This is a genomic window from Enterococcus sp., assembly GCF_022711995.1.
GTDB lineage: Bacteria > Bacillota > Bacilli > Lactobacillales > Enterococcaceae > Enterococcus_D.
In genome coordinates this window covers 1-5,986 of the sequence record NZ_JALAHI010000036.1, presented here as the reverse complement: position 1 = coordinate 5,986, position 5,986 = coordinate 1, and the positions used below count along the sequence as shown (strand labels likewise).

7 protein-coding genes are annotated in these 5,986 nt (G+C 34.5%); 6 read left to right on the top strand and 1 reads right to left on the bottom strand.

What is annotated here, in order from left to right; genetic code table 11:
• Positions 1-429 (bottom strand): PfkB family carbohydrate kinase (locus tag Q0A12_RS03270; RefSeq protein ID WP_366030712.1); only part of this gene is annotated, 429 nt, incomplete at its 3' end.
• Positions 430-597: 168 nt separating this feature from the next.
• Here Q0A12_RS03270 and Q0A12_RS03265 point away from each other — a divergent pair.
• Genes Q0A12_RS03265 through lacD form a run of 6 tightly spaced genes read left to right on the top strand, consistent with a single transcriptional unit; the run spans position 598 to position 5,493 of the window.
• Positions 598-1,374, top strand: a complete 777-nt coding sequence (locus Q0A12_RS03265; RefSeq protein WP_291291278.1) for a DeoR/GlpR family DNA-binding transcription regulator — start codon at positions 598-600, stop codon at positions 1,372-1,374.
• Positions 1,367-1,816, top strand: coding sequence for a PTS sugar transporter subunit IIA (locus Q0A12_RS03260; RefSeq protein WP_291291277.1), 450 nt, complete (start codon positions 1,367-1,369; stop codon positions 1,814-1,816). Before Q0A12_RS03265 ends, Q0A12_RS03260 begins: the two co-directional genes overlap by 8 nt.
• 17 nt (positions 1,817-1,833) lie before the next feature.
• Positions 1,834-2,112 (top strand): PTS galactitol transporter subunit IIB, encoded by a 279-nt coding sequence (gene gatB / locus Q0A12_RS03255; RefSeq protein ID WP_291291276.1) that lies wholly within the window; start codon positions 1,834-1,836, stop codon positions 2,110-2,112.
• A 14-nt stretch (positions 2,113-2,126) separates the two neighbouring features.
• Positions 2,127-3,473 carry a PTS transporter subunit IIC gene (locus tag Q0A12_RS03250; RefSeq protein ID WP_291291275.1) on the top strand — a complete coding sequence of 449 codons (1,347 nt, stop codon included), beginning with the start codon at positions 2,127-2,129 and terminating at the stop codon, positions 3,471-3,473.
• 14 nt (positions 3,474-3,487) lie between these two features.
• The gene (locus Q0A12_RS03245) at positions 3,488-4,531 is read left to right on the top strand and encodes a galactitol-1-phosphate 5-dehydrogenase (RefSeq protein ID WP_291291274.1); all 1,044 of its coding nucleotides are present in this window, start codon (positions 3,488-3,490) and stop codon (positions 4,529-4,531) included.
• A complete protein-coding gene (gene lacD / locus Q0A12_RS03240; protein WP_291291273.1) occupies positions 4,528-5,493 on the top strand; it encodes a tagatose-bisphosphate aldolase in 966 nt (321 codons plus the stop codon). The genes Q0A12_RS03245 and lacD overlap by 4 nt, the downstream gene beginning before the upstream one ends.
• Positions 5,494-5,986: the final 493 nt, after the last annotated feature.

Sequence of the window (5,986 nt, the reverse complement as noted above, 5' to 3'; positions counted from 1 at the left end):
TTTCATTAATGAACCAGAAAAAACAATTAAGTCACCATCTTTTATTGAATTTATTAAATTAATTGTGAACTCTTCTAAGATTTCGGGATTTAAATCAAATCCATTTTCGTAAATCGGTACAATTTCTTTCTTTTTTACATCGACAAGAATATTACACATTCGTGTATTCTTTTCAACATTTGTGACTCTAACACGGTAGCCCTTTGTTTGCGCTAAATTCCTTAAATGTTCTCCATAAATACCTCCAAGCATTGTGTGGATTGTTACTTGGGGACTATCCTCTTCGTAGGAGAGTGCATAGGCAACGTTAAAACTTTTCCCTCCTGGAAACTCTTTTACTTCAATAGGACGATTGGGTACAGCGTTTTCAATAGTTTCTAGTAGTAATGTACGATCAATAGCTGGATTGGGGCATATTAAATGAATCATTTGAAAATCCTCCTTTGTTTACTTGGTACTATTATACAATAAAAAAGATTTATTTTGCATTTATTTTGCAAAATAATGAAAAATTTGCAATATGCAAAATATTATACTTGCAACTTGCAAAAAATATGATAATATATTGGTAACGATTACAGTAGGGTGGTGTGAAACATGGCAGACAATCGAAAAGAACTTATTTTAGATATATTAAAAGAACAAAAGTCCGTTCGAATCCTTGATTTAAGTAAACAGTTAAAAGTTTCTAGAGAAACTGTTCGAAAAGATATTATGGAAATGGAAGAGGAAGGTTTACTGAAAAAAACATACGGTGGAGCAGTTCTTGACGAAGCAAATACAGAAACTGATTATGAGCGCAGACGTGCAGAAAATGAAGAGAAAAAACAAAGTATTGCAGATCGTGCCTATCAGTTTATTGAACCGGGGGACACCATATATTTAGATTATGGAACAAGCACATTTTCACTTGCAAAAAAATTAGTTGATTTTGAAAATCTCACAATTGTTACCAATAGTATTCCAATTGTCAATTTGTTGATTCATTCTCCAGGAATTCAGTTAATCATTTTAGGTGGGAATGTCAGAAAAAATGAGGACTCGCTATTTGGAACATTTGGGTTAAATAATGCGAAGGAGATATTCGTAGATTTAGGATTCTTTGGCTGTGCTGGTATTGATATTAAATCTGGAGTAACAAATTATCATATGGGTGAAATTGAAATTTCTAAAACGATGGTTCAACATAGCAAAACAGCAATTTTGTTAGCTGATGATACAAAGTTTGGAAAATCTGCTTTATACAAAACTTCAAATCTCGAAGACTTAGATATCATTATCACTACTGATATTAAAGACTTTGAAGTAGAAGAGGAATTTCTAAAATATGATTTTGAGATTATTAAGACAGAGGAGAATGAACTAAATGATTAGTATCAGAAAAGAGTTTTTATTTGAAACTTCCTTTAAAACAAAAGAGGAATTTTTTAAAGGTGCCACTGAGTTTTTAGTTAACAATAATTACGTTTCAAAAGAATTTGAAGAAGCACTGAATAAGAGGGAAAAAGAGTTTCCAACAGGGTTGCCAACTGTTCCACCTGTTGCAATTCCGCATACAGATGGGACGTTTGTAAAGAATGATACAATCCTTTGTATCGTTAATAAAAATGAAATAGTTTTCAACGAGATGGGGGGAGATGAAGAGGATGTAGTTTTACCAAGAGTATTTTTTATGTTAGTTCTGGCGGAAGGTGCCACTCATTTGAATCAATTACAGAACTTAATAACAAAAATACAAGAAGGGGAATTGGTCGAAAAGTCTTTACAGTCAAATACTCTTGAGGAATTCAAAAATGTGGTAAACACTTACTTATAAAACGAGGAGGAACTAGAATGAAAAAACGTATTATCGTCGCATGCGGTGGAGCAATTGCTACATCCACAGTAGCAGCTAATCGTATCAAAGAATTACTAAAAGCTAATGGTATTGATGGAGAAGTTAAGCAAACAAGAATTACAGAATTAGATTCTGAAAAAGACGGTGCTGATTTGATTGTAACAACAGCAAAGGTAAAAAAAGACTTTGGAGTGCCTGTTATCCATGGAGTTGCGTTTATATCTGGGATTGGGATTGAGAAATTAGAACAGCAAATTTTAGATGTTCTTAAATAAGAGGAGGTAATCTCATGGGAGTTATTCAGTATATTGTCGATTTAGGGCCGACAGTAATGTTACCCCTAATTATTTTTATCATTGGCATATTACTCAGACAAGGACTTGGTAAATCTCTCCGTTCAGGTTTGACTGTTGGTATTGGATTTGTTGGTATCAACTTGGTGATAAGTTTAATGACGGAGAACTTAGGGGATGCTGCTAAGTCTATGGCAGACAATTATAATTTAGGATTAAATGTAATCGATTTAGGTTGGCCTGGAACTGCACCTATGGCTTGGGCATCAAGTATGGGCTTGATTGCAATTCCAATTGCAATTGGGGTGAATATTTTAATGTTAATAACAAAAATGACTAAGGTAGTCAATGTAGACATCTGGAATATTTGGCATATTGCATTTACTGGTGCAATGATTCAGGTTGCAACAGGGAATTATGTTTATGGAATTATAGGAATCATAATTCATGCAGCTATTATCTATAAATTAGGAGATATCTTTACTCCAGTAACTGATGGATATTTCGGACTAGATGGGATTGCAATGCCACATGGTACATCCGCCTATATGGGAGTTATTGCTAAGCCGATTGATGATTTGATTGAGAAAATCCCAGGGCTTAACAAGATTACATTGACACCTGAAAGAATAGAAGAAAAATTAGGCGTATTTGGGCAACCGACAGTTGTCGGCGCTATACTAGGGTTCATTATTGGTTTATTAGCAAAATATTCAATTGGACAATCAGCTACTCTAGCAGTACAAATGGCAGGTGTGATGGTTTTAATGCCAATGGTTGTAAAACTAATTATGGAAGGGCTTATTCCTATCTCAGAAGCTGCCCGCTCAATGTTAGATAAACGTTTTTCAGGTAGTGATTTCCGAATTGGTTTGGATTGCGCTTTAATGCTGGGAGATCCAGCAGTAGTTGCTACTTCTATGTTATTTGTACCATGGACTATTCTAATTGCGGTTATTCTTCCAGGAAACAATATATTACCATTTGGAGATTTAGCAACAATTGGCTTTTTTGTTGCCATCGCAGTAGGTGTGCATAAAGGAAATATATTTAGAACATTGTTTTCTGGAACCGCAATCATGATAATGACATTGTGGATTGCCAATCAAATGTCATCTGTTCAACAAGCATTAGGGCAACAAGTTGGTTTAATAAAATCAGGAGAACAAATTTCCTCGATGGACCAAGCTGGATCACCAATCACGTATTTATTAACAAAAGGATTTACATTAGAAATGGGTGTAGGTTTCTTTGTAATCGTTATTCTTTATGGATTCTGTTTAGCTTACACTTATGTAAAATACAAACAAGAAAAATTATACGTTGAAATTGAAGAATCTTAGGAAGGTGAAATAGTTTGAAAGCATTAACGGTAACAGGCGTGGCAACATTGGAATTACAAGAACTCAATAGACCAATACCTCAGAAGGGGGAAGTATTAATAAAAGTCGCCTATGTAGGGATTTGTGGATCGGATTTACCTCGTTATTTTGATGGAGGTGTGCATCAATTTCCACAGGTTTTAGGGCATGAATTTTCTGGAACGATTGTTGAAATCGGTGAAGGTGTTGCCATAGAGAAGGGAACAAGAGTTGCTGTTGCACCTTTAGTTCCATGTAATGAATGTGAGCAATGTTGTAGTGGTCACCCACAATTATGTCTAAATTACAGTTTTATCGGTTCAAGGCAACAAGGCGCAATGGCTGAATATGTAGTTGCTCCTGTCGAAAATTGTCTAGTCGTTCCTAAAGAATTGGATTTGAAAATTGCTGCTACAATTGAACCATTAACCGTAGCAATTCATGGAATTGAACGTATTCAAACGAAATCAGGTGATAAGACTTTAGTCTTGGGTGCAGGTACTATTGGATTAATGACTATATTGGCTTTGCGTGCACGTGGTGTCGGTGAGATTACAGTGATTGATTTAAATGAACAGAAATTAGCTCTTGCGAAAAAAATTGGGGCAGATATCGTTATTAATCCTGTAACTACAGATTTAGAACAATATTTTCACGAAAATGGTCGTGCCTCTGTTGTTTTTGAAACTGCTGGGAATCATATTACACAAGTACAAGCAATTAAATATGCTGATCGTCAAGCAAAAGTCGTCTTTGTTGGTACTTGTACACATCCAGTCCAATTTGAAGCAGAAGAGTTTGAATTAATTTTACGTCGAGAATTAGAACTAACGGGTTCTTGGATGTCCTATTCTGCACCATTTCCAGGTTTTGAATGGCATGCTGCATTACGCTATTTAGCAACAGGTGAGATTAATACATTACCATTAATTACAGGTATCTATTCATTAGAGGATCAAGAAATTCCATTCGAGAAAATGCGCGAAAAAGACTCAAAAGAAGTAAAAGTATTATATGAAATTGGAGGAGAAGTTGAGTGAGTGAGTTAAAAAATAAGCGATTACGAAAAATCTTAAATGAACAGAATGTGATTGCTGCCTTAGCTATTGATCAACGTGGTGCGATGAAAAAAATGATTACGAGATATAAAAAAGAAGCCACTTCGGAAGACATCATAGAGTTTAAAACACTCGTTTCAAAAGAATTAACACCCTACACATCTTCCATATTACTAGACCCCGAATACGGATTACCTGCGGCCAAACAGAAAGATCCAGAAAGTGGCTTATTACTAGCATACGAGAAAACGGGTTATGATGCAACTATTCCAGGAAGATTACCAGATATTTTAGATGTATGGTCAGTACGTCGTTTAAAAGAAACGGGTGCAGATGCTTGTAAATTCTTATTGTATTATGATGTCGATGAAGCTAAGGAAATTAATGAACAGAAGCATGCGTTTATTGAACGATTAGGTTCAGAGTGTGTAGCAGAAGAGTTACCGTTTTTCTTAGAATTAGTTTCTTATGATGCTGCTGGTTTAGATGCTAATAGTATGGATTATGCAAAAGTAAAACCGCATAAAGTCAATGATATGATGAAAGTTTTTTCTGATGAAAAATATCATGTTGATGTATTGAAAGTAGAAGTTCCGGTTAATATGAATTTTGTCGAAGGTTATGCAAAAGATGAGGTGGCTTATACACAAGAAGTAGCAGCGAAATACTATGCTGAACAATCAGCAGCAACACAATTACCGTTTATCTTTTTAAGTGCAGGAGTTTCAGCTAGTCTGTTTCGGGACACATTACGATTTGCTAAAAATGCAGGGTCCACTTTCAATGGTGTACTGTGCGGTCGTGCAACTTGGGCAAATGGTGTAGAGGTGTTCATCAAGGATGGAAAAGAGGCGGCCATTGAGTGGTTACGCACACAAGGTAAGAAAAATATTGATGAACTAAATGAAGTATTAGAGGAAACAGCCACATCTATAAAATTATAAAGTTTTTCCATATAGATTTTACTAGAGAACTCCTTATTGATGATTTGTCTAACTTAATTTGACAATTAAGACAATTAAATATTTATAAGAATGAGACTCTTTGTGATACTGATTTGCTTATTTATCGAGAATTCTGATGTATAAAAGTTTGATTGTTATGAAATAAAGAATTCTGGAAGCTTTATGTCCAAGTGACTGGTAAAAATATTAATGAACATCAAAGTTAGTAAAAACTACTAACTTTGATGTTTTTATGTGTAGCTGAACTAAAATTATACTTGCGGATGATATTCAGTCTGTATCAATCTTATTCTATCTAAACTTTTATATCTTTATACGTTGTTTTATAAAAGATTTAGGATGGTTAGAATTTTTCTCATCTGCCCTAGAATTTTACGACAGTTGCTTTCTATTTATCCATCAAATTATTTACTTAGATTGAAGGAAAAGATTGCAGAATTTAATTGCTAGGTCTTGGAGCAATATTTATTTG